The organism is Ligilactobacillus sp. JN-6 (Y).1, from assembly GCF_058111525.1.
In genome coordinates this window covers 1,892,489-1,915,995 of record NZ_CM176599.1, presented here as the reverse complement: position 1 = coordinate 1,915,995, position 23,507 = coordinate 1,892,489, and the positions used below count along the sequence as shown (strand labels likewise).

Sequence of the window (23,507 nt, the reverse complement as noted above, 5' to 3'; positions counted from 1 at the left end):
ATACCAATAAATCACAAGCAATTTTGTTGCTAGTAAAAAGGTTGCCTCAGTAAGCAACCTTAAGTATTAATAGTTCTTTAAGCAAAGTTTTGCAGAAAAGCGACGCAAGACACAATTAATTCTTACGCAACTTGACCTCACTTAACAATTGCTCATACGCAATTTCATATTTCTGGATATCACCAGCACCCATGAAGACAACCACGCCATCATGGTAGTCCAAAAGCGGTGACACATTTTCAACGCTTAATATTTCTCCACCCTTAGTGATCTTTTCACCTAGGTCAGCAGCTGAAACATCCCCGCTAGTTTCACGGATCGAACTAAAAATTTCTGTTAAATAAACCTTATCTGCCAAATTCAAAGTTTCCGCAAACTCGTCCATCAATGCGATCGTCCTACTGAAAGTATGCGGCTGGAAAACAGCAATGATCTCTTTGTTTGGATATTGTTGCCGCGCAGCATCGATCGTAGCCTTGATCTCATGCGGATGATGAGCATAATCGTCAATAATGATCATATCTTCCACCTTTTTTTCAGTGAAACGACGTTTGACACCCGCAAAAGTTAACAAATGCTCTTGGACTTCTTGCTGATCGATAGACTCAATGTATGAAACTGCGATCACAGCTAAACTGTTTAAAATATTATGTTCCCCAAACATGTGGATCTCATATGTTCCTAAAGAGTCACCTCTAAAATAAACATCAAAGGTAGATCCACTAGTTGAACGTTTAATGTTTTTAGCCTGAAAATCATTACCATCTTCGATCCCATAGTAATAAATTGGCAGCTCAGATCTCAGAGCACGAAGATTATCGTCTCCACCCCAAGCAAAGATCGCTTTGTTTGTCTGATCAGCCAAAGTTTGAAAAGCGGCACAGACATCGTCAATACCGGTAAAGTAATCTGGATGATCAAAATCAATATTAGTCATGATCGTATAATCTGGGTGATAAGCAACAAAATGACGCCGGTACTCATCCGCCTCAAACACAAAAAAACGTGCGTCAGGAGTCCCCTTACCAGTTCCATCTCCAACCAAATAACTGGTCGGAGCTACACTACTTAAAACGTGCGCCAAAAGTCCGGTAGTACTCGTCTTTCCATGAGCGCCTGCAACAGCGACCCCTGTTGTTTCCGTAACGAGCATTTCTACGACTTCTGGGTAGGTCAATACTTCAAGTCCGATCTTTTTAGCTTCTGCGATCTCAACCTGATCATCACCAAAGGCATTTCCAGCCACGACAGTCATTCCAGGTTTAATATTTTTGCTGTCAAAAGGAAGGATATCGATCCCTTCTTGTTCTAATCCCCGTTGGGTAAACGTATATTTATCAATATCTGAGCCCATTACTTTACAGCCCTTATCATGTAAGATCAGTGCTAAAGCACTCATCCCCGTCCCTTTAATACCAACGAAAAAATAGGTAGTATCCATATTCATTACAAATATCCTCTTTTCTATTTTCCACTTACATTAGTCTATCATATCCGCAAAGAAATGTATCTAAATTCTGGAGGTTAAACTAATTAACTTTCTCTTAATTTAGCTAGTCCTTCCGCTGTTAAGAAAACATCACGCGGCTTTGAACCTTTGGCTCCAGAAATGTATCTCTTTGCCTCAAGATCCTCTACGATACTTGCAGCACGATTATAGCCTACAGAAAATACACGCTGTATTTTAGAAGTTGAAACTGTATCCTCGTTAACAATGTAATCCAAGACTTGCGGTATCAGCTCATCTTCGTTCTCTGACTGAAGAGCTTCTTCTTTGAGTCCATCTGGGTCAAAAGCAAAACTTGGCCGCCCTTGGGTTTTAACAAAGTCAGTGATGCGGTCGACTTCCTCATCGATAAAAGTTCCTTGCAAACGTATAGGTTGGCTGGCGCCGTTACCCAAATAAAGCATGTCTCCTTTACCGAGTAAACGTTCAGCCCCTGAGGAGTCTAAGATCGTTCGTGAATCGACCTGACTAGCAACCATAAATGCCACTCGAGTCGGAATATTATTTTTAATAGTCCCCGTAACAACATCGACGCTTGGCCGTTGAGTTGCGACCAGCAAATGGATCCCGGCAGCACGCGCTTTAGCAGTGATCCTTGCGATATAATCTTGCACTTCTGAAGCTGCAGCCATCATTAGATCGGCCAACTCATCGATCACGATCACGATGTACGGCATTTTCAAGCCATGATCACCTGCGGCAGCGACCTTTTCGTTAAAGCTGTCAATATTACGAGCACCGCTGGCAGCCAAACGTTCATAACGCTCGTCCATCTCTTTGACGACCCATTTCAAGGCTGCGGCCGCCGATTTTGGATCTGATACCACCGGAGCTAATAAGTGTGGGATATTTTGATATGGCGCCATCTCAACAGCCTTCGGATCGATCAACAGTAATTTGACGTCTGAAGGATCTGCCTTGTACAACAAAGAAACCAACAAACTATTAATAAAAACAGATTTACCTGAACCTGTAGCTCCCGCTATCAAACCATGAGGCATCTTTTTCAGGTTAGTAACTTGCGGTTTACCAAATAGGTCCACACCTAAGGCGACTGTCAAAGGAGAACGTGCCGTTTGAAAGGCTTGAGACTGTAAAACTTCACGTAGCATGACCGGTCGAGATTTTTTGTTGGGGATCTCGATCCCTATACTGCTTTTACCGGGGATCGGTGCTTCGATCCTAATGTCTTTAGCAGCTAAGGACAACTTTAAGTCATCCGTTAAATTGGTAACTTTATTTACCTTGACTCCCCGACCTAAGGTGATCTCAAATTGAGTAACGGTCGGCCCGATCGTCCAGTCTTTAACGGTGCCATTAACATGGAAAGCTTGCAGTGTTTCATTTAAAACATCAGCTTCTTGCAAGACCCACTCATCCATTTGCGGGTCATCTTCGATCACCGGTTCAGACAATAAAGAAAAGTCAGGAAATTGATACTGAATGTTTTCTTTTTGCTGAACTTCCTGTCCGCTGTTTTCTTTTTCATGCTTAAAAAGTGAAAGATCTCGCTGCTCATTTTGTTCCGAGTTCAAGATATCAGCAAAGGAACGACTTAATGCACGCTCTTGAGGTTGTTTCTTGTCTTTTGCCTTTTCTTCAGTTGCCTGCACACCATCGATACCATCATTTTTACTGCGCGAATTTGGATCTTCTGGCTGCTGATCGACAGCTGGACTAATTTCATTTTGTTCTTTAACAGAAGAAGCAAAACTTTGGACGTCATGGCTCTCATAGTCTCGTTGCGACTCGTCAGGGTCGATAAAATGACTATTTGCGTCTGCTTGCTGCTTAACATTGCCTTGTGTAGGCCTAACTGTTACATCGGCATGTTCGATCGTTTGAGAGTCAAGCGGACTTGAAGATGTGACTATCTCATCCTTATTTGATTGAGCTTCTTGCTTTTCAGCAGCAGTCTCTTCTTCAACTTCATTTTCATTGCTTGACTCATCACGCTTTTCAACAGGAAAGAAAGTTTCTGTTTCTGATACCGTCTTCGCCTTATTATCCTCATTTTGCACATCACTGCTAGCTGTTTGTTGAACATTGTGTTCAGTTTGGAGAGCTGGTTGTTCAACCCTGACCCCCTCAGACTCAGTCTCTGGCAAGGTCAAATCAACAGCTTCAAGCTCGCCATTTGAATCAAGGTCGATCCAATAAAAAGTGTTAGGATCTTTGTGCAATTCTTGACACAAACGTTGATAGGAGATCTTGACACGCGGACTATGTGAATGAGCCGTGTTCAATAATGAAGGCGGCACATAGGACGGATGAAACGGGCGCGAACTAAAGCTCATACTATTACTTATTTTCTGATCTTCGTGGGCAAAGCTTTGCTCTCGGGCCGGCTTATGAACACCCTTAACTTTTGTATTATTCACTTTTTTCGGCGAGACCCGTTTACTTTGTGGCTGACCATGGAGCCGATAAAAAGCTGGGCCATCATAATGTTTCATACTATCATCCAATCAATTAAAAAAAATCGGGTAGTACGACAACTTAAACACATTGCTTTCTACCCGGCTAATATAAACATCTATTTTGTGGAGAATCATCCAACAGCTTTGTTAAAGTCAAACGCTTGTCCCACGTGATACTCAGCAGCAGGTAACTCAAGGATCCCCCGTTTTTTAGGCGCATTGGGCAGCCCTAATTCCCTAGCGGAACAGACCATGCCAAAACTTTCCTTGCCCCTTAATTTTCCGGGCCAAATAATTGTTCCGTTAGGCATCATAGCTCCGACCTTGGCAATGACGACCCTTTGTTTTTCAGCAATATTTGGCGCCCCACAAACTATTTGTAAGTGTTCGCCATTATTAACTAAGACTTTCAAGACGTGCAAGTGATCTGAATCCGGGTGTTCAGACATTTCTTCAACATAACCCACTACAAAACGGGGCTCGTCGTCTACAACCAATTCAGGTTCAAAACCTGCGGCAGAAAGTTGCTGATTTAACTCAGCAACTTGTTCAGTAGTCAATTTTACTTGGCCGAGACCATTATCCAAGTTAGAAACATACTCCGACGCCTGAAAAAAGTTATAGCCTAAAGTCTCTCCGGTTTTATCATCATAAAGCCGTACAATATTATTCTTCTTTTCAAACACCTGTGTAGTAGTGTCCTGACGTAAAACAACCATCAAAACATCACCAGTCTGTGCAAAATTATAGTTCGCGATCAACATATGCTAAATACTATCTCCCTTATTTCAACAAATTAGTTCACAGCAGTTAAGAAGTCTTCAACTTCTTTTTTAGTCTTACGATCTTTATTTACGAATCGATCGGCTTCTTTACCATTCTCATAAACAATAAAACTAGGGATCCCCATGACCATCATTTCTTGGCAAAGATCGATGTTTTCATCTCGGTCAACTTGGATAAAAGTATAGTCAGAAAATTCTTTTTCGATCTCTGGCATCGCAGGTTTTATAAAACGGCAGTCTGGGCACCAATCTGCAGTAAAAAATAAGACATAATTTCCGTCAGCTAATTTCTCTTCTAAATCTGTCAAATTCATTTTAGGTAACATTTCCATAATAATTTCCTCCTATTCACAAAATGTCGTGTAGTACTTAAGAGACAAAGATAACCTAAGTTAGACAAAAGCAATCTCTTACCCTCACAGAACTCGACTACAAAACAACGACATTACTTTGATTGTTGTCAAAATTTATCTTTCTTAATTCAAACATTCGTTTCATTTTGTCACAAAATAAGCACAACAAACTTAATTATAATATATTTGAGTTAAATTTCATATTTAAATGTTTGCCTGCCCTTTACTGTCAAAAGGTGGCTAATCTTTAAAGTGAGCGGCTAATTTATAAATTGGTTGTCCCTTTTTGCTAAATTTTTCCTCGTATTCGGTCATCACGTTAGTCAAAACTTCGTCTGAAGCATGCAGGTCTAACCAAACTTGGTCAAAAACCACGCCGTAGTTGTTCATTGACTCCAGCGAATATTCAAATAATCCTCGATTATCTGTCTTAAATTCCAAAATGCCATTCTTTTGAATGACTTGTTGGTATTGCTTTAAAAAAGTTCGGTATGTTAAACGTCTTTTAGCATGTCTTTTTTTAGGCCACGGATCTGAAAAATTCAAGAAGATCCCTGCTACCTCATGCGGAGCAAACATTTCTGTTAGGTCATTGCCATCACCACAAACTAGCTGAAGATTAGGCAAATTAACTTCAAGCTGCTTTTTCAAAGCGATACCCGTCGCAGTCGTCTGTACTTCGATGCCAATATAATTATGTTCCGGATCACGTTTAGCCATTTCAGTAATAAAACGACCTTTGCCCATACCGATCTCGATCATTAAAGGACGTTCTTGTGAAAACCTATCGTTCCATTTACCCTGCCATTTTTCAGGCTCTGTCACAACATACTGTGGATTAGCTTGGATCAACGGTAAGGCCCATGGCTTATTTTTTAATCTCATTTCTTCCTCCAAATCAAATTCAAAGCTGTTTATTCAGAATGATCAACATCCTATTATACCGCAAAAAATCCCCTGGGGTATCTCTCCCTAAGGGATCTTGAATCACGTACTTTATATTAAATGCCTTAAACTAACTAATAAACTTTTCAAAACTTTCAAATGTTTGTTGTATTTTTATTATGTCTTGGTTCATTTCATGGAAACGACCACGCCGATAGTTAAACTCTATATCCAAAAGGAGATTCATCAGTGCATACCACTGAATACGAAACTCCATTGCCTCTGATAACTGCTTTCCAAAATAGCCTTCTAACCATTGCTTCCAATCTGCGCGTGGGACATAGCGGCACATTAACATGCTAAGATCCTTTGCTGGATCAGCAAACATTACTGATTCCCAGTCAACTAGATAAAGTTGCCCCGAATCCGACAATAAAAAGTTCTCACATTTCAAATTGCCATGTGACACCTCATAGTCATTTTTTGAACATTCGGGCAAATGAGCTTCAAGAAACTTAGCGCATTTGTGTAATAATGGGTGTGCCAACAAGTCAGCAGTGACCTCCCGGTAATAGAGTGTCAAAAAATCACATGGTTCGTAATGCACTCCGCCAACTTTTCGTAGCATCCGTTTCAAAAGGTCAGAACGATGTACCCGTCTAAGTAAAGAAATAACTTGGTCTGAACGCATTTCACTACGCTCCAGACAACGACCATTCATCCACTGTTGCGCAGTCAATGTATCACCTGTCTGCATTCTTTTTGACCAAATCAATTTTGGAGTGACCTCTTCTAGTGAAAGTGCTGCTAAAAATGGTGATGGGTTTCGTTTTAAAAAGACTTTTTCTTTTTGCTTGATCCCCATAAATGCTGTCCCTGTATCGCCGCCGATTGGGAGCACTTGCCAGCCATTCTCTAAATCGAGATTCATTTTGGCAACGCTCCTTTTTCAGTTCGAATTACCTGACCTTCTCACTCAAGATCAGTTACTACACCAAGTCTACAAATTCACTTCTACACTGTCAAGACATTTTGTTAATGCGCGTTTTACTGTATATTCTTGCAATCAAGGCACTTTCGACCACCAATAAAATCAAGGCAGCTATGACTTTTATCGTTCCTGGACCTTGAATGGCTATCGGAACAAAGAACAAAATAGCACTGACAAAAAGCAGGGAAAATAACATTTTAGAAAATGCAATAAACTTTTTTTGTATATTTATAGGGTAAGTGTGCATAAATACAATTTCATCATAAGCGACAAAGAGCGGCATCAGCTGAAAGCCTAATAAATAGATAAATATCGCCGCTATGATCAATGCCACCCAATAATTTGGGATAAAAAATAAAACGACCAAACACAAAACAGTCAATCTGAGATATAAACTACTGTATTCAGCATTTCGAACAAAGGCACGCCAAAACAAATATCTAAAGAGCCCCTCCGAATCTGTACTATATTCAGGCAAAAAACGGTCCAAATAGCGTCTCCTCTTAGGTTTAGGGTTAGCTGACCCTACATCGGTAAACATATTAAAGAAACGGTATAATCGAGCCATCCGCGCAGCTTCCTGATCGATCGCATAACGCCAATCAAAAATCTCAGTCAGCAAACGTTTTTGTCCGTATCTATCGGTGACCATTAACATTATCAATGCCAATATAGTTGCAATATAGGCAGGCAAATATATTCCGAGTAACAAAATAACGACCGGTATAAGCCAGGAAAAAAGTAATTCATTGGTCAGTGTATGCTGCTGAGTAATAAACAATGCAAGTGCCTGCCGCCTTGTGCGGTCAACGGCTAAGGTCACTTGTGTTATGACCAGAAAAACTATAGCCGTTCCATTTAATTTAACTGCAAATAACAAAAATGGAGTCAACAATATGAAAAATACCAATTGAACGAGCACAACAACAACAGTACTATATCTCCACGAACTTTTTACGTATTGCCGGATCTCCTTTTCTTGCGGTAATAAAAAAACTTTGTCCGGTTCCTGGATAAAAGTTGCTATTTGATTAAGATGCAATATGATGACTAAAATAACCAGAGTCGCTGGGCGAGCCCACCAAATATCTTCATTACCAGACAAACTTTTTAAAAAGTTTGAATATGATAATCCAAAGGCACCAAACAAAAATAATAGTGCGATCACAAAATGGTCATTAAAAACGTAACGCAGATATTTTAACAGCATTTTTTGGTAAGTAGTACGTCTCTTTTTCCAAATCTCATTCATAATTACTGCCTCACTTATCCGTCATACCTAAATAAATATCAGACAACGAAGCATCAGGCATTTGGCTTTGATCTTGCAGGTCCGTCAATGTCCCAGATGCTAATAATTGGCCCTCATCGATCATCACAAAACTGTCACACACTTCCTGCGCAGTGGTCAAAACATGAGTTGACATTAAAATAGACGTTCCTGCTTGTTTTTCTTCATCCAATAAACGCAACAGATCTCTGGTAGCTAATGGATCTAACCCCAAGAACGGCTCATCTACTAATAACAAATCAACTTTCGGCAAAAGCGCGCACACGATCATTACTTTTTGCTTCATACCTTTAGAGAAATTGATCGGAAACCAGTCTAATTTATTATCCAACCTAAAAATTTTTAAAAATTTTTTTGCTTTTGCCCAAGCACTTTCTTTATCTAACTGATATGCCATCATCGTTAGTTCTATGTGCTCTTTTAAAGTCAACTCCTCATACAAAACAGGGATCTCTGGTATATATGCGATCTGCTGTTTATATTGAGCTGCATCTTTTTGCAAAGACACCCCATTTAAAGTTATCGAGCCCTTCATCGGTCGTAACAAACCGATAACGTGATTGATCGTTGTCGACTTACCAGCCCCATTTAAACCGATCAAACCAACCAAAGAACCGCTCGGAACTTCAAAAGAAATATCTTTTAAAACTGGGATCGACGAATAACCTCCCACTAAGTCCTCAACTTTTAAAGTCATAATTTTCTTCCTTCCGCTGACCAACACAAATTGTGCCAGTCATTCTTATTTTGTCATTTTTCAAACAGCCCACGGCCGATTCGCCAACTGTCTTTTTGTAAGCATTCCATATTCCTGAAAATACGGAATAAGAAATTTCCTTCTGCGCTTACAAAAAATCCAATTAATAGACTTCTTGAATTATAACATTAGATTTTTAGACCGCCAAAGTCTTAAAAATTTTCTGATGTAGTGTATACTGGATATATCAGAAATTAACTATAGATAGAAAGAAGGTTCCAATACATGGAAGATTGTGTGTTTTGTAAAATTATCGATGGTGAGATCCCTAGTACTAAAATATACCAAGACGAGGTAGTAACAGCTTTCTTAGACCTTTCACAGACAACTCCCGGACATACTCTTGTTGTGCCTAACAAACATGTCAAAGATATTTTCGCCTATGATACAGACCTTGCTTCTGCGGTCTTTTCAAGAATCCCCGAAATCGCTCGTGCTGTTCGTGCGTCAAATAAGGACATTAAGGGCCTCAACATTTTGAACAATAATGGTAAAGTCGCATATCAATCTGTTTTCCATTCACACATTCATTTAGTTCCGCGCTATAGTGAAGATGACGGATTCAGCATGAGCTTTACAGATAATTCAGATAAACACAGTGCAGAGGAATTAAATCAAATCGCTGCATCCATTTCGACTAATATTAATAATACGAGGAGTAACTAGCATGAAAAAAACGCAAGTCTTTTCAATTGTGGGAGGCAGCGCCCTCTTGGGGTTGCTAATGTACCATAAACAGCACAAAAAACAAGTTTCAGACAATTCCCTAACAACGGATCCTACACTAAAATCAGCGGTTAAAAATGCCACAGTTTCAGCCAAAAACCTAGTTTCCGAACTTAAAACTTCTTCACAAACGGTGCAAGAAATAACTAATGAAGTTGAATCTTTTATGCGAGGCGTTGAACCGCAAATCAAGAAACTAACGAAAGACATCAAAAAGATGCAAAAATAAGACTTTTTCCAAGGTAATTAAATTAGTCTAAATTTATTTGTGTGCATACTAACTAAAAACAAATTATGTTATAGTAGTAAACGTTAGTCTTGTAATAATAAGGCGTAAACCTTATAGAAACGGATGTGTTCAGGGAATGAAAAAATTGTTAACTGGATTAGCCGCGCTCATGATGACCTTTACTTTGGCAGCATGTTCAAAAACCGTTGCGACTACTTCTGGTGGTAAAATCACTGAAAGTGAATATTATGACAGTATGAAGAAAACTTCTTCAGGTAAGCAGCAATTGCAACAAATGATCTTAAATAAGGTCCTCGAAGGCAATTATGGAAAAAAAGTGTCGGACAAAAAAGTAGACGCGCAGTATAATGCCGCAAAGAAACAGTATGGTTCACAGTTTAATTCTGTTTTGCAACAGAGCGGCTTTACTAAATCTTCATACAAAGATCAGTTACGTTCGTCTCTCTTATTACAAGAGGCCGTTAAAGCCAATACCAAGATCTCCAACAAAGACCTCAAAAAGCAATGGAAATCTTATCAACCTAAGGTCACTGTAGCTCACATCTTATTAAAGAATGACGCTAACGGTAAGAAACAAGCACAGACCGTTATCGACAGCTTAAATAAAGATGGCAGCTATAAGAATTTCAAATCCTTAGCCAAGAAATATTCCACTGATGATCAAACTAAAAACAACGGTGGCAAGTTGCCGGCATTTGACAACACCGACACCAGCTTAGTTGGCGGGTTCAAGAAGGCAGCCTTCAAGTTAGATCAAGGCAAATTCACGACTGAACCTGTTAAAACAAGTTACGGTTACCACGTGATCTATTCAATCAAGAATCCAGGCAAGGGGAAGATGTCTGATCATAAGGCAGCACTGAAGAAACAGGTCTTAAACGACAAGATGCAAGATCAGTCGTACATGCAAAAGATCATTTCTAAGGAGTTGAAGAATGGTAAGGTCAATATTAAAGACGACGACCTTAAAGATATTTTAGCCGATTACATCAATCCTAGTTCTGCTTCAAAAAACGCTAACAACGCACAATAATAAGTAACAAAAACACCGCACTCACTTCAGCATTAAAATGAAGTGAGTGCGGTGTTTTTAAAATGGTGAGCTTGGTTTTGGCTGTTCATTTTCCTGTGGGCGATAGAAATTCCGCCGATCCATACCAAAGATCCTCTCAGTATAATCTCCAGGTTCAGTATGCTCAAGAGACTTACGCATCATCTGGATCGATGCATCTAAGTCATCAAGGTGATGTAAAATTTCTGCTTCCATAACATGGGGTTGAACTGGCGAACCATATTCCAATAAACCGTGGTGAGAAATAATCATATGTCGTAATAAAACAGCATCCTCGGACATTTTATCGATACCCAATTTATCGCACGCATTAGCGATCTCTTCATCGACCAACACAATGTGTCCCAATAAATTACCAGGAACAGTATAAACAGTAGCCACTGGTCCTGATAATTCCAAAGATTTACCTAGGTCATGCAATATTGCCCCTGCATATAACAGAGAGGCATTAATACCCGGATATTCCTTGACCGCTGCATGTGCCATGCGAAGAATGGATAAAGTATGAAAGGCTAAACCGCCAGCAAAATCGTGATGGTTTTTCTTTGCAGCTGGATAACTGAAAAATTGATCATGATACTTCTTCAATAAATAACGTACGATACGATTCCAGGTCGGATCAATGATCTCAAAAATTATCTCATCAATTTCTTTTTCCATATCCTGTGTTGATTCAGGTGCACTTTGGAGATAAAGGTGCGGATCAGCAGGCTCGTTTTCCTTTGCTAGCCGCATCTTATATATTTTGATTTGAGGATTTTGTTGATAAGTTTCGCGTTTCCCCTGCAGTGCAACAACTTTTCCCGCTTGAAACTGAGCAATATCTTCTTCCGAGGCGTCCCAGAACTTTGCACTGATCTCCCCAGAACGGTCCGCAAAAGTAAAAGCGATAAACTTTTTACCATTTTTAGCGATCCTAACTTCGGCACCCTTGATCAAAACAAACAATGCCATATTATCATCAACTTTATAGTCAAAGATCTTCTTTGCTTCCAAAATTTGCCTCCTGCTTTGCAGTACTGACCTACCCGTTTAAGAATAAGCTCATGCTACAGATTTTTGTCTACTATCTATTCTACCAGCCTATACCATTAATTGAAAAAAGGAACTGCATTAAATTAACAGTTCCTCTAGAAGCGCTCTTTAGAAGTCGTACAATTCACTGACCGGCTTAAAGATGATCTTATTGATCTCTTCAAAAACAGCATTTAAAGCCTGTTCCTTTTCCATCAAGTCAGACAAGCTGTCATAACCTTGAGCTTCTTCGGCAAGTGCCTTTATTTTGTCAACATCTTCATCTGACAAGTCGCCTTGCATTTGCTTAGTTTGCAAATTCTTTTGTGCATCTTGCACACGCTTGAAACAATCATAAGCTTCAGGTTCTGCTTTAAGTTTTGCCATTGCTGCCGAAAGGTCAAGATATTCTTGAGTCTGACGTAAGTCTTGTTCAAGCTTGTTTGCTGAATCATAAATATTGATCACGTAAGTGTCCTCCTTGCATATGCTAGTCAACATTGTAACATTTATTACTAAAGTACCAAAGACTTTTACGGAGAATATTTAAAAAGTCCTTAACGACCCAAAATACTTTCCAAATACCGTTTGCCCTTCTCCGCTGCGCTGCTAGCCTTGTCTTTTAGGCCAGATGTACCTTCTTTAAATTTATCTCTAAAATTGCGGCCTGCTTTTTTAACTGAATCCCAAGAATCAGAACCACTTTCCCCTTGTCCAGAAACACTTTCATTGTATCTAGCAGAAGCCGACTTAATACCAAAGGATGTTTGCGGTGTATATGGTAAGATACCTTCCATCTCAGACTTAAATAAAGAAGAGCCGGCATTAGCTCCGACATTGGAAATCGAATATTTTGTAGAATCGAACCCGACCCAGGTAGCAACAACAACATCCGGCGTATAGCCGATATACCACTTATCATTGTCGTCGCCACTGCCATTTTCTGCACTGGTACTTTCGGTTGAGCCTGTCTTACCAGCAATGGTATAACCAGACGGCTTAGCTGAACTACCAGTACCATTGTTATAGACATCCATCATCATACTGGTCATTTGATCCGCGACTTTCTTGGACAGCACACGTTTGGACTTGGCTCGAGTATTATCGACCACGGTTTTTCCTTCAGAATCAACGATCTTAGTGATAAAATGCGGATCCTTGCGCACCCCAGAATTAGCGAAAGCCGTATACGCACTCGCCATCTGATAGGGCGAAACGCCCTTCTTCAGTCCACCTAAAGCTAAGCTCAAATTCTCATCCGATTTATCCAATGGAATACCAAATTTCTTAACTGACCGAAAGCCTTTTTGCACACCGATCTTATTCAATAACCAAACCGCTGATGTGTTTTTACTGAGGGCAAGTGCTTGGTACATGCGCATTTCATCGGTATATTGATCGTCCCAATTATGTGGTGTGTAACCATTTTTCCCATAAGACTGTAACTTATCGTTAACCTTTGAATCATAATGATAGCCATTTTCGATCGCTGGAGTATAGACTGCCAAAGGCTTGATGGTCGAGCCAGGTGAACGGATCAAACCAGTTCCACGGTTATATCCCCGAAAGACATGACTGCCGGAGCGACCGCCCACTACGGCATTAACTCCGCCAGTTTTTGGATCGATAGCGACCGAACCCGATTGCGCTTTAGTACCATCGCTAGCAGCACTTGGGAAAAGATCAGGATCAGCGAAAGACGATTGCATTTTAGACTGCTGATTTTGATCTAAGGATGTGTAGATCTTATACCCTTTATTCATAATTTCTGATTCGGATAAGCCATAATCCTTGACAGCCTCACTGATAACTGCATCGAAATAATAAGGGTACTTATAACCGGACTTATATTGATAAGTATCATTTAAAACTATCCTTGTTTGTTGATACTGCTTAGCCTTAGCACTAGAAATCTTATTATTTTCCACCATCGTTTGTAAGACAACGTTACGTTTTTGTCTTGCTTGTTGTGGATTATCTATTGGATTGTTTTGGCCCGGATTAGACAGCATTGCAGCAAGTGTCGCAGACTGCGGAACCGTAAGCTGACTGGCATTAACCCCAAAATATTTTTGGGCAGCATCTTCTACGCCCCAAACACCATTGCCAAAATAAGCATTATTAAGGTACATCGTTAAAATATCACTTTTGCTGTAATCATTTTCGACTTGCATCGCGATAAAAATTTCCTTAGCCTTCCGACTAAATGTTTGTTCCTGGGATAAAAAAGCATTCTTGACCAACTGCTGTGTCAATGTGCTTCCACCACCGCTAATATAATTGGCCCCCGTTATCTTGTTTTTAAGCAACAACCAAGCTGCGCGTGCTAATCCTTTAAATGAAAAACCATATTCATGGTAGAAGTTTCTGTCCTCGCTAGATAAGACCGCATTAGAAACATTTTTTGACATGGCATCCTTTGAGACCCATGTCCCCTTTTGTGAATACAAAAAACCTGCCTTCTGGTTTTTATCATCATAAACCTCAGTAGATTGCTGTAATGCTGACCTTAATCCTGAAACATCCGTCGTTTTAGCAACATAAACTAAATAAATACTAGTTACCAGAAAGATACTTAAAAACGCAATGATCAACCAACGCCAAATTTGGAAACGACGCCATTTTGTGCTTAGCCACAGCCAGAAAACTCCAAAAATTTTTTTGACTCGCTCTTTAAAATTATCCCAAAATGAAGAATCATTCATAACTATTTTTCCTCTTATACAATATTTTTAGTCTTTTCCATACTATCATACTTAAACAAGATTTCAGCGACTGCAGACCTTCTTAACAAAAGATTTAGTACTTTAAAAACTTGAATCATGCACTTTGAACCCCTTAATAAAAGGCGAGCGTATCCAGCAAAAATTATTCACCGATACTTTCTAGGAAAAATTTCGTTACTTGTTGGGCCGCCTCATTATCTGGGCTAAACAAGACTAAAGTATCATATCCAGCCAAGGTACCCAGTACCCCAGGAAACTCAGCATCGTCGATCAATGCGGCCAATACATTAGCGTCTCTGGGCGTGGTCTTGACAATGCTAACAAACTGAACATTAGTCACACTTATAACAATATCGCTAATAGTTTCTTTGATCCTTTGCTTGGGATCCAAATGATCCTTTTTAAGTAAGGTATAATAAGAATAGCCATCTGTGCCTGTTTGTTTGACGACCTTCATTTCCCGAATATCTCGTGAGATCGTTGCTTGAGTAGAATGGATCCCTGCGTCTGCTAAAGCCTGGATCAAACTATCTTGATCGGAAATTTTCTGGCGCGTGATCAACTGTTCGATTTTTCGTTGTCTATCTTCTTTTGTCATATGAGCCTCCCATTCATGGTTTTGGTTTAAAGATAACACCCAAAAGAACCAATAATTTATTTAGCATAAATCATTGGTTTCCTCAAATAAATATTATACCAGACTTAGTCCATTTCAACAGCTTATCCCACACTCAACAATCGATTTAAGGACGTTTGACTAATGATCAACTTTCGTGAACCGGAGTTTAATAACCCCTCTTGCCTAAAACGTTTGATCGTTTGAGTGACTGTCGCTACGCTCGTGTTGGCAAATGAGGCTATTATCCTGTAGGTCAAAACAGCTGGCAACAAAACATCACCGTTATTAAGTGTAGTCCCACATTCATTGGCAAAGTAAACTAAAATATTTTTAACACGTTCTGCGATCTTACCTTCAAGGCAAAGTTGTTGCAGGGTTTTTTGCAAAAAATATTTTTTTAGTAAACTGTGGTGAGCAGACCTAATAAAGTGCGTATGTGTATTTTTTAAATGTTCAAATTTATTAATAGGAATTGCCAAAACTACTAAATTTTCGCAAGCATGTATTACACCAAAAGGTGCCTGCTGTTCTGGTAATTCTAAATCAGAAGGAAAATACATCCCTTCTTTCATAAAAGTAAAAGCAGATTGCCCATTTGCACAAAAATCCTCTAGTAACAAGGATCCTTGCTCTAACCAAAAGATCTGCGGCTGACGAGGCACAGATGTAAGCTCAAATTTACTGCCAGCATTAAATTTTAAAACCTCTGTATACTCTTCTAAGATCCTTTTTTCACTGAGGTCAAATTCTTTAGCCTTTTCTAGAATATCGCCGGCTTCATTTTCTAAGAATGAGTTTGTGGTTGTTTTCATCTCTATTCTATAATCACAAGACATGCATAGTGCACCTGCACTGGACTATAATCCTCCTGACTATCTATGATGCGAATATAATTAAACTTTATTTATGTTTGTCTATTAACAATAGTTTAATATTATATATTATACCACGAGGACATTATAATGTGCAAATTTTAATTTGTCGCTTGTCAAACGCTGATAAATAACTATAATTTTTAAGCAAAAAGGGCTCACGTAGACTTTTACAGTTATGTGAACCCCTTATTTTGTGATATCAGAAAATTAATTACATCTCATTAGGAGCATTAACACCTAACAACCGCAGTGACTCTTTGAGAACTGTGGCAACACTAGCGACCATCGCTAAACGAGAGTCTTTTTCCCCGTCATCTGTCAAGACCTTAGTATGTGCATAATACTTGTTAAATGACTTAGAAAGATGGATCGCATACTTAGCCATTACAGATGGTTCATATTCCTCAACGGCGCGTTTTACCATTGCTGGGAAGTTCGCTAGTTGACGAACAACTTCCCATGATTCTTCGTCTTGTAGACCTGCAATGTCAGCCTGGTCAAGATCAACGTCACCAGCTTTACGCAAAATGCTCATTGCACGCGCGTGTGAATACTGAACGTATGGGCCTGTTTCGCCTTCAAAACGAACGACTTCTTCCAAGTTGAAATCAAAGCTATTCAAACGGTCCGTCTTCAAGTCGTGGAAGATCACAGCACCAACACCGACATCTTCAGCTACCTGGTCTTTATTGGGCAGGTCGGGATTTTTCTCAGCAATTTGTTTTTTAGCCAAATCGACTGCATCATTTAACACATCTTCAAGTAAGATAATATTACCCTTACGTGTTGAAAGTTTCTTACCGCCAGAAGTTATCAAACCAAACTGAATATGATGAATGTCATCTGACCAGTCACAACCCATTTCTTTTAAAACAGCTTTCAACTGTTTAAAGTGGTTAGTTTGTTCATTGCCAACGACATACAAAGATTGCACAAAATTATACGTCCGGAATCTGTAGAGGGCAGCAGCTAGGTCACGCGTAATGTAAAGAGTTGTCCCATCCGTCTTCTTGATCAAAGCCGGGTTTAAACCATACTTCTCTAGATCAACGATCTCGGCACCACGACTTTCTTGCAAGAGATCTTTGTCTTCCAAAATTTGGACGATCTCAGCCATTTTATCATTGTAAAATGATTCACCTGTATATGAATCAAAACTGATCCCTAGTTTTGCATAGATCGACTTAAAGAACTTCAAAGATTCATCTCTAAACCATTGCCATAGTTCTGTAGCTTCTTGATCACCATCTTCCAACTTTTTAAACCAAGCGCGAGCTTCATCATCCAATTCAGGATGATCGCCATCGACCTCATGGAAATGGACATAATACTTCAATAACGTATTGATAGGATCTTGACGAACTTCTTCCTCACTACCCCACAACTTGTAAGCTTCGATCAGCTTACCAAACTGAGTGCCCCAATCACCTAAGTGGTTAATTTTGATCGGTTGATAATTAGCTTTCTTCAATAGTTCTGCCAAAGAATTACCGATCACAGTCGAGCGCAAATGTCCCATTGACATCGGTTTGGCAATATTAGGTGAAGACATGTCGATCGGAACGTTCCCACCCTGGCCAATATCTTGTTGCCCAAATGAATCTTTTTGCTCAAGGATCTGATTTAAAATACTGTGACTAAATGCTTTTTTGTCGATGAAGAAGTTGATATATGGACCAACAGCTTCAATTTTATCAAAGCCTTCATTTGAAATTTTTTCTACTAATTCCTGTGCAATCTGTTGAGGTGCCTTGTGATATAGTTTAGCCAAAATAAAAGTTGGAAAGGCATAGTCCCCTAGGTCATAGGACTTGGGAATTTCGACCTTGGCTAAAACGTCATCCAACGATAGCTGTCCTTGCGTCGCATCTACAACTGCCTGTGCCACTAGCTGTTTTTGTTTCATTAAAGTTTCCTCCCACATATCTTTAATTACATTTTATTTAACAAACGTCTACTCTACAATAGTCTGTGCTCCAATTTAGTCATAAAAAAAGCCCCCTGCAAATAAACTGCAAGAGACGAGATGACCCGCGGTACCACTCTAATTGATTGATGATCCACTCATAGTTATCTTAACTGGACCCTAAAAGGTACGATTCAATAAGTTAAGTAATCTGGCTTTCATCAACCCAGACTCGCTGTGTGCTGCCCTTATCTACTAGTCTTCATAATCGCAGACCAGCAAAGATTTTATATTGATTTAAAAAATAAACTAAAAAACATCTTCATTGCTGAAGATGTCATCGTCAAGCGGGTAACGAGAATCGAACTCGCGACATCAGCTTGGGAAGCTGGAATTTTACCACTAAACTATACCCGCAACAACAAAAACTAGTATAGCACAGGTTCCCAAGCTTGTCACTATCTTTATGCAGAAACTTTCTTCATATTACTCAAACGAACGATCGCACGATTATGAAAATCTGTTACCGTAATATTATCACTTTTATCATGTTTATCGATCGAAACCATCGCAGAATTATCATAGATCTTCTCAATAGTACCGACAAAATCATGCTTTAATGAACCAAATTTCTTACAATTAACTTGATCCCCTACTTTTAACGTAGTTTCCATTGTTTCACCCCTTATCAACTATCCAATGCAAAACTGCACTATTAGTCGAACAAAGCGAAAAGTCTGTTTGCAAACAAAATTCCGCTAGTCCTGTAAACACGAAGTGCATAGTAACAAAACTTTGCCAAAAAAGCAAGCAGTTTTAACTATCTGCTAAGATATCAGCATGTTCGTCTTTTTCCTGTTGCCGTCTTTTTAACATTTTTACTGCTTGAACATAAGAAGTGATCAAAACTAAGCATGATCCGATCCAAGCCAATGGGCTGGCAAAACAAGCACCCGCATATCCAAAACGTGTTGCTAAAAGCAAAGCGGCACCGATCCGCATTGTTAACTCCGCCATGCCGGCAAGTGTTGGCACGATACTTTTTCCCAGACCTTGTAGAGTATTCCGAAAGATAAACAAAACAGCCAAAAGTGGATAGAATGATGCGTTAACATTAAAATAGATCTGCGACAAAGATAAAACACCCTTATCTGCATTTCCAACGAAAACAGTGACCATGTTTTGGCCAAAAACGATCATTAATAAGGCTGCAACAACACTAAAGCCAACTGACATCGTCACAGCAGACTTCACACCCTTTAAGATGCGTCCATATTCTGCAGCGCCGTAGTTTTGTGCTGTATAAGTGGCCATAGCAACACCGAAAGAGCTCATTGGAAGTGTAGCGATCTGGTCGATCTTACTTGAAGCTGTAGTAGCGGCAACAGCGGTCGTTCCCAAAGAGTTCAAAGCTGACTGGATCATGATCGAACCAATAGCGATAATCGAAGACTGGAAAGCCATTGGCAAACCAACATTCAAATGACTAGTGATCATTTTGTGGTCAACTTTTTTAAAATCGGCCCAGTGGATCTGAAGTAATGGGATCCTTTTAATAATATACAACACACATAAAAGCACCGAGAATAGCTGCGCGGTTAAAGTCGCAAAACCGGCACCAGCAACTCCCCAATGAAAAACGATAATGAAAAGTAATTCAAGTAAAACATTCAAGACAGCAGCAATGATCAAAAAGTATAGCGGAGTCCGACTATCACCTAAACTACGAATAATGTTGGCAAGCAAATTGTACGCCATCTGAATACCGATCCCACCAAAGATGATCGTACTAAAAGTCTGGGCATTCTTTTCAATCTCTGCTGGAGTGTTCATTAACATCAAAATGTCATGAATAAAATAAACACTTAAAAAAGTTAAAATGGCTGTAACTATCAAACTGATCACAATGCTCGTTGCAAAACTTTCACGCACTTTACGATAATCATGTGCCCCAAAAAACTGAGCCGTCATGATCGACAAACCAGCAGTCATCCCTTGGGCAAAACCAATGATCAAAAACTGAATACTCCCAGTTGAACCAACGGCCGCCAATGCGTTTACGCCTAAAGTTTGCCCAACGATGATCGTATCTGACAGGCTATACAACTGCTGGAAAAGATTCCCTATCAAGAGTGGAACGGCAAACATTAAAATTAATTTAATTGGACTGCCTTTGGTTAATTCTTTCAAACTAAATCCCCCAATACAAGCACAGAGCGAAGTGTGGCGGTCAGAAGGTGAGCACTAGCAGGTTTCTCCGCCTCATTGCGTTTTTAGCAATGTGGTGGGGAAATTAGCTAGGCGGAACCTTCTGCCACACGCAGCTCGACTATGAAAACAGAGCGAAGTGAGACGGGAGAAAATGAGCATTATCGAGTTTTCACACCATATTGCGTTCTTGGCAATGTGGTGGGGAAGCTGGATAAGCGGAATTTTCTGTCTCACGCAGCTCGACTAAACACAGAGCGAAGTGTGGCGGTCAGAAGGTGAACACTAGCAGGTTTCTCCGCCTCATTGCGTTTTTAGCAATGTGGTGGGGAAACTAGCTAGGCGGAACCTTCTGCCACACGCAGCTCGACTAATAAAACAGAGTGAAGGCAAGCGGGAAGAAGCGAGTACCATCGGACCTCAAGACGATAGTGCGTTTTTGGCGGTGTCGCCTTGAAGTTTGATGGACGGAACTTCTTACTTGCCATAGCTCGACTAAAAATACAGAGTGAAACGAGACGCTTAAGAGACGAGCATTATCGGGCTTATACATTATAGTACGGTTTTGGCACTGTGAGGTACAAGTCGGATAAGCGGAATCTCTTGTCTTGTGTAGCTCGACTAAACACAAAGCATCGCAACCATAGCCCAACCGACCATTATCATGACCGAGTACCGCAGCGCGCTTTCTAGCTATGTAATACCTGACCTGAACAAACAAAAGAGCCCGGTTTGTATAGCATTCTAACATCTAAAAACATCAAACAAAGTCCCCCAACTTATTAAAGCAGATCCAGAAATATTTTTAATTATTTAGCATAATTATCGTGGATCCACTGCTGTACTAATTCCAAAAAAGCATGGGTGGAGGGAGTTTGCTTGCTCTCATTTTGAGTAACAACAGCAATTATCCGTTTAAATGGTTGAGAAAAAGGATAAACTTTCACATTGCCTGATAAATTTTGCAATGCTAACTCGGGTAAGATCCCAAGGCCAAGACCACTTTCAACCATTGCAACGATCGAAGCATCATCAATACTGTACTGAATAGAATTTACAGAGACATTGTATGCATCTAGGGCTCGTTTTGTTTCTCGGTCATAGTCGATCTGCTGCAAAATAAAACGTTCGTTTTTGACATCTTCCTTAGTGATACTCTGACCATTTTGCGGAACAAAATCACTGGGAGCAATACAATAGATCATATCTTCATGCAATGGAACAACGTTCAAATTCTCATTGATCGGCAAAGCCGAAAAACCTATATCCAGACGTCCTAATCGTACCAATTCTGTGACCCGATTAAAGTTCCCTTGTTCAATACTAATATCAATTTGGGGATAATCTTGTTTAAACTTGCGAATAATATCAGGCAGCCAATTGATACAAACACTACTAAAAGCTCCCAAACGTATCTTGCCGGAACTAAGTCCTTTGATCCGGTCCGCCTCTTCATGAAGCTTTGTTTCAGTATTTAAGATCTCTTGCACGATCGGCAAGATCCTTTCACCATCAGGAGTCAAGGTCACACCGGTCCGGTTACGAATGAATAACGGAAAATCCAATTCATTTTCAAAACCAGCAATTGAATGGCTGATTGCGGATGGTGTAACATTCAGCGTTTTAGCGGCAGAGACAAAGGTTTTTTGCTGCGCAACTTCACTAAACGCTTGGTAGGCAAACTCTGTCATGAAAAATTGCTCCTTTCAGCGTTAAAAGATAAAGTACACCCATTCAATAGACTAGTCAAACAATAACCCCGCTAAAACAATATTTTTTGTCTAACTATATTTTCTATATAGGTGTACTTTGAGAAACTATTTTAAACCTACCCGCTCAAAGATCTCATCAACTCGTCTTAGATGCCAATGATAATCAAAAGCATCATCCAAAGTTTCGGAGTCTAACCTATTGGTAACTTGGGGATCTTCCTCCAACAATTGTCTAAATGGAATTTGCTCATCCCAAGAACGCGCGGTCTTAGGTTGGATCAGGTCATAAGCTTCTTCCCGGCTCATGCCCGCATCGATCAATTTTAATAAGACACGGCCACTGTAAATCAGACCGAAAGTCTTATCCATATTCTTTTTCATATTATCAGGGAAAACAGTCAGATTTTTGACGATCCCACCAAACCTGTGCAACATGTAATCTAATAAGATCGTAGTATCCGGCAAAATGATCCGTTCAGCCGATGAATGTGAAATATCACGTTCATGCCATAAAGAAACATCTTCATAGGCCGTAACTACATGTCCACGAACTACTCTAGCTAAGCCACAAATATTTTCCGAACCGATCGGATTACGCTTATGTGGCATGGCTGAAGAGCCCTTTTGTCCCTTACTGAAATGTTCTTCAACTTCTCGTGTTTCAGTTTTTTGCAAGCCACGGATCTCTGTCGCAAATTCTTCTAAACTTGTAGCGATCAATCCCATAACTGAAACATATTCTGCATGTAGGTCACGAGGCAAAACTTGGCTCGAGATCTCTTGCGGACGGATCCCAAGTTTTTTACAAACATACTTTTCGATATAAGGATCAATGTTGGCAAAACTACCGACTGCCCCACTGATCTTGCCAGCTTCAACACCCTTAGCAGCGTGTTCAAAACGTTCGATGTCTCGCTTTATTTCGGAATACCACCGCGCCAACTTTAAGCCAAAAGTCGTTGGTTCAGCGTGAACACCATGGGTTCTTCCCATCATGACAGTATATTTATATTCTTGTGCCTTATCAGCGATGATCTGTTTAAATTCTTGCAGATCAGCACGCAAAATGTCATTAACTTGTTTGAGTTGGTACCCATAAGCAGTATCAACAACGTCCGTACTAGTCAAACCATAATGGACCCACTTTTTTTCAGCACCCAATGACTCAGAAACACAACGAGTAAAAGCGATCACGTCATGATGAGTTTCTGATTCGATCTCTGCAATGCGGTCAACGTCAAATTTCGCATTTTGCTGGATCATTTTTAAATCGTCTTCGGGGATCATCCCTAACTTAGACCAACCTTCATCGGCCGCGATCTCAACAGCTAACCAACAATCATATTTAGTGTGATCATTCCAAATGGCAGCCATTTCTGGGCGAGTATATCTTGAAATCATTCGCTTTTT

The 23,507-nt window shown here is 39.9% G+C and carries 21 protein-coding genes and 1 tRNA gene; 3 read left to right on the top strand and 19 right to left on the bottom strand.

Features of this window, described 5'->3' with window-relative positions:
• Positions 1-115: 115 nt before the first annotated feature.
• The 8 genes from murC to AC3XNE_RS08915 form a co-directional block, all read right to left on the bottom strand.
• Positions 116-1,447, bottom strand: coding sequence for a UDP-N-acetylmuramate--L-alanine ligase (gene murC, locus AC3XNE_RS08950; protein ID WP_489831726.1), 1,332 nt, complete (start codon positions 1,445-1,447; stop codon positions 116-118).
• A gap of 86 nt (positions 1,448-1,533) precedes the next feature.
• On the bottom strand, positions 1,534-3,963 hold the full coding sequence (locus tag AC3XNE_RS08945) for a DNA translocase FtsK (protein WP_489831725.1): 2,430 nt from the start codon (positions 3,961-3,963) through the stop codon (positions 1,534-1,536).
• Positions 3,964-4,058: 95 nt separating this feature from the next.
• Complete coding sequence (ytpR, locus tag AC3XNE_RS08940) at positions 4,059-4,691, bottom strand: YtpR family tRNA-binding protein (protein WP_489831723.1); 633 nt, start codon at positions 4,689-4,691, stop codon at positions 4,059-4,061.
• Between the two features lie 32 nt (positions 4,692-4,723).
• On the bottom strand, positions 4,724-5,044 hold the full coding sequence (locus AC3XNE_RS08935) for a thioredoxin family protein (RefSeq protein ID WP_489831722.1): 321 nt from the start codon (positions 5,042-5,044) through the stop codon (positions 4,724-4,726).
• A gap of 261 nt (positions 5,045-5,305) precedes the next feature.
• Complete coding sequence (gene trmB / locus AC3XNE_RS08930) at positions 5,306-5,950, bottom strand: tRNA (guanosine(46)-N7)-methyltransferase TrmB (RefSeq protein WP_489831721.1); 645 nt, start codon at positions 5,948-5,950, stop codon at positions 5,306-5,308.
• A 130-nt stretch (positions 5,951-6,080) separates the two neighbouring features.
• Positions 6,081-6,881 (bottom strand): phosphotransferase family protein, encoded by an 801-nt coding sequence (locus AC3XNE_RS08925; RefSeq protein WP_489831720.1) that lies wholly within the window; start codon positions 6,879-6,881, stop codon positions 6,081-6,083.
• A 91-nt stretch (positions 6,882-6,972) separates the two neighbouring features.
• Positions 6,973-8,193: an ABC transporter permease gene (locus tag AC3XNE_RS08920; RefSeq protein WP_489831719.1), complete on the bottom strand. Its 1,221-nt coding sequence runs from the start codon at positions 8,191-8,193 to the stop codon at positions 6,973-6,975.
• Positions 8,194-8,203: 10 nt separating this feature from the next.
• Positions 8,204-8,929 (bottom strand): ABC transporter ATP-binding protein, encoded by a 726-nt coding sequence (locus AC3XNE_RS08915; protein ID WP_489831718.1) that lies wholly within the window; start codon positions 8,927-8,929, stop codon positions 8,204-8,206.
• A 285-nt stretch (positions 8,930-9,214) separates the two neighbouring features.
• On the opposite strand from AC3XNE_RS08915, the gene AC3XNE_RS08910 reads away from it, so the two are divergent.
• The 3 genes from AC3XNE_RS08910 (at position 9,215) to AC3XNE_RS08900 (ending at position 10,998) form a co-directional block, all read left to right on the top strand.
• Positions 9,215-9,655, top strand: coding sequence for an HIT family protein (locus AC3XNE_RS08910; protein ID WP_489831717.1), 441 nt, complete (start codon positions 9,215-9,217; stop codon positions 9,653-9,655).
• 1 nt (position 9,656) lies between these two features.
• The gene (locus tag AC3XNE_RS08905; RefSeq protein WP_489831716.1) at positions 9,657-9,944 is read left to right on the top strand and encodes a hypothetical protein; all 288 of its coding nucleotides are present in this window, start codon (positions 9,657-9,659) and stop codon (positions 9,942-9,944) included.
• A gap of 136 nt (positions 9,945-10,080) precedes the next feature.
• Positions 10,081-10,998, top strand: coding sequence for a peptidylprolyl isomerase (locus tag AC3XNE_RS08900; protein WP_489831715.1), 918 nt, complete (start codon positions 10,081-10,083; stop codon positions 10,996-10,998).
• Positions 10,999-11,055: 57 nt separating this feature from the next.
• On the opposite strand, the gene AC3XNE_RS08895 is transcribed toward AC3XNE_RS08900, so the two are convergent.
• From AC3XNE_RS08895 to purB, 11 genes are all read right to left on the bottom strand, one after another.
• Entirely contained in the window at positions 11,056-12,033 is a 978-nt protein-coding gene (locus AC3XNE_RS08895; RefSeq protein WP_489831714.1) for a 3'-5' exoribonuclease YhaM family protein, read from the bottom strand.
• A 147-nt stretch (positions 12,034-12,180) separates the two neighbouring features.
• On the bottom strand, positions 12,181-12,519 hold the full coding sequence (locus tag AC3XNE_RS08890) for a YlbF family regulator (protein ID WP_489831713.1): 339 nt from the start codon (positions 12,517-12,519) through the stop codon (positions 12,181-12,183).
• 89 nt (positions 12,520-12,608) lie between these two features.
• Positions 12,609-14,756, bottom strand: coding sequence for a PBP1A family penicillin-binding protein (locus AC3XNE_RS08885; RefSeq protein WP_489831712.1), 2,148 nt, complete (start codon positions 14,754-14,756; stop codon positions 12,609-12,611).
• Between the two features lie 163 nt (positions 14,757-14,919).
• Positions 14,920-15,375 carry an arginine repressor gene (locus tag AC3XNE_RS08880; RefSeq protein WP_489831711.1) on the bottom strand — a complete coding sequence of 152 codons (456 nt, stop codon included), beginning with the start codon at positions 15,373-15,375 and terminating at the stop codon, positions 14,920-14,922.
• Between the two features lie 122 nt (positions 15,376-15,497).
• Complete coding sequence (locus tag AC3XNE_RS08875) at positions 15,498-16,232, bottom strand: Crp/Fnr family transcriptional regulator (RefSeq protein ID WP_489831710.1); 735 nt, start codon at positions 16,230-16,232, stop codon at positions 15,498-15,500.
• Positions 16,233-16,482: 250 nt separating this feature from the next.
• Positions 16,483-18,177 (bottom strand): arginine--tRNA ligase, encoded by a 1,695-nt coding sequence (gene argS, locus AC3XNE_RS08870; protein ID WP_489831708.1) that lies wholly within the window; start codon positions 18,175-18,177, stop codon positions 16,483-16,485.
• A 346-nt stretch (positions 18,178-18,523) separates the two neighbouring features.
• Positions 18,524-18,594, bottom strand: a tRNA-Gly gene (locus AC3XNE_RS08865).
• Between the two features lie 47 nt (positions 18,595-18,641).
• A complete protein-coding gene (locus AC3XNE_RS08860; protein WP_489831706.1) occupies positions 18,642-18,851 on the bottom strand; it encodes a DUF2187 domain-containing protein in 210 nt (69 codons plus the stop codon).
• Between the two features lie 142 nt (positions 18,852-18,993).
• Positions 18,994-20,367: an MATE family efflux transporter gene (locus AC3XNE_RS08855; RefSeq protein WP_489831705.1), complete on the bottom strand. Its 1,374-nt coding sequence runs from the start codon at positions 20,365-20,367 to the stop codon at positions 18,994-18,996.
• 827 nt (positions 20,368-21,194) lie between these two features.
• Positions 21,195-22,076, bottom strand: coding sequence for a LysR family transcriptional regulator (locus AC3XNE_RS08850; RefSeq protein WP_489831704.1), 882 nt, complete (start codon positions 22,074-22,076; stop codon positions 21,195-21,197).
• 126 nt (positions 22,077-22,202) lie between these two features.
• A complete protein-coding gene (gene purB, locus AC3XNE_RS08845; protein ID WP_489831703.1) occupies positions 22,203-23,498 on the bottom strand; it encodes an adenylosuccinate lyase in 1,296 nt (431 codons plus the stop codon).
• Positions 23,499-23,507: the final 9 nt, after the last annotated feature.

Coding starts and splice junctions, on each gene's coding strand:
- murC (WP_489831726.1), bottom strand. CDS start 1,447: ATGAATATGGATACTACCTATTTTTTCGTTGGTATTAAAGGGACGGGG.
- AC3XNE_RS08945 (WP_489831725.1), bottom strand. CDS start 3,963: ATGAAACATTATGATGGCCCAGCTTTTTATCGGCTCCATGGTCAGCCA.
- ytpR (WP_489831723.1), bottom strand. CDS start 4,691: ATGTTGATCGCGAACTATAATTTTGCACAGACTGGTGATGTTTTGATG.
- AC3XNE_RS08935 (WP_489831722.1), bottom strand. CDS start 5,044: ATGGAAATGTTACCTAAAATGAATTTGACAGATTTAGAAGAGAAATTA.
- trmB (WP_489831721.1), bottom strand. CDS start 5,950: ATGAGATTAAAAAATAAGCCATGGGCCTTACCGTTGATCCAAGCTAAT.
- AC3XNE_RS08925 (WP_489831720.1), bottom strand. CDS start 6,881: ATGAATCTCGATTTAGAGAATGGCTGGCAAGTGCTCCCAATCGGCGGC.
- AC3XNE_RS08920 (WP_489831719.1), bottom strand. CDS start 8,193: ATGAATGAGATTTGGAAAAAGAGACGTACTACTTACCAAAAAATGCTG.
- AC3XNE_RS08915 (WP_489831718.1), bottom strand. CDS start 8,929: ATGACTTTAAAAGTTGAGGACTTAGTGGGAGGTTATTCGTCGATCCCA.
- AC3XNE_RS08910 (WP_489831717.1), top strand. CDS start 9,215: ATGGAAGATTGTGTGTTTTGTAAAATTATCGATGGTGAGATCCCTAGT.
- AC3XNE_RS08905 (WP_489831716.1), top strand. CDS start 9,657: ATGAAAAAAACGCAAGTCTTTTCAATTGTGGGAGGCAGCGCCCTCTTG.
- AC3XNE_RS08900 (WP_489831715.1), top strand. CDS start 10,081: ATGAAAAAATTGTTAACTGGATTAGCCGCGCTCATGATGACCTTTACT.
- AC3XNE_RS08885 (WP_489831712.1), bottom strand. CDS start 14,756: ATGAATGATTCTTCATTTTGGGATAATTTTAAAGAGCGAGTCAAAAAA.
- AC3XNE_RS08880 (WP_489831711.1), bottom strand. CDS start 15,375: ATGACAAAAGAAGATAGACAACGAAAAATCGAACAGTTGATCACGCGC.
- AC3XNE_RS08875 (WP_489831710.1), bottom strand. CDS start 16,232: ATGTCTTGTGATTATAGAATAGAGATGAAAACAACCACAAACTCATTC.
- argS (WP_489831708.1), bottom strand. CDS start 18,177: ATGAAACAAAAACAGCTAGTGGCACAGGCAGTTGTAGATGCGACGCAA.
- AC3XNE_RS08860 (WP_489831706.1), bottom strand. CDS start 18,851: ATGGAAACTACGTTAAAAGTAGGGGATCAAGTTAATTGTAAGAAATTT.
- AC3XNE_RS08850 (WP_489831704.1), bottom strand. CDS start 22,076: ATGACAGAGTTTGCCTACCAAGCGTTTAGTGAAGTTGCGCAGCAAAAA.
- purB (WP_489831703.1), bottom strand. CDS start 23,498: ATGATTTCAAGATATACTCGCCCAGAAATGGCTGCCATTTGGAATGAT.